Annotated in this window: 1 protein-coding gene; it reads right to left on the bottom strand. The window is 49.6% G+C overall.

All coding sequences use genetic code 11. From position 1 onward, the window contains the following. A partial coding sequence (locus FN960_RS24315; RefSeq protein WP_143850832.1) for a pyridoxal-phosphate dependent enzyme occupies nucleotides 1–260 on the bottom strand: 260 nt, incomplete at both ends.

Below are 260 nucleotides of genomic sequence, written 5' to 3'. Positions count from 1 at the left end.
AGAACGACTTCTGCGGAGTAGTCGCACGTTGCCGCTACTTTGGATTTTGGCGCACCTTTTGGCATCACCACGTTACCGTCGATACCCAGCATCGCGCAGGAGAGGGAAACCCCTTGCGCATGGTTGCCCGCAGAACAGGCCACCACGCCTTTGCGTTTTTCCGCATCGGTCAGTGAACTTAATTTATTAAATGCGCCACGAATTTTAAATGAACCCGTACGCTGCATATTTTCAAACTTCAGGAATATTTCACCTTTGCA

Source organism: Alkalicoccobacillus porphyridii (assembly GCF_007293315.1).
Lineage (GTDB): Bacteria > Bacillota > Bacilli > Bacillales > Bacillaceae_D > Alkalicoccobacillus > Alkalicoccobacillus porphyridii.
The sequence above is the reverse complement of the archived record's forward strand: the minus strand, read 5'-3'. Positions and strand labels throughout refer to the sequence as shown.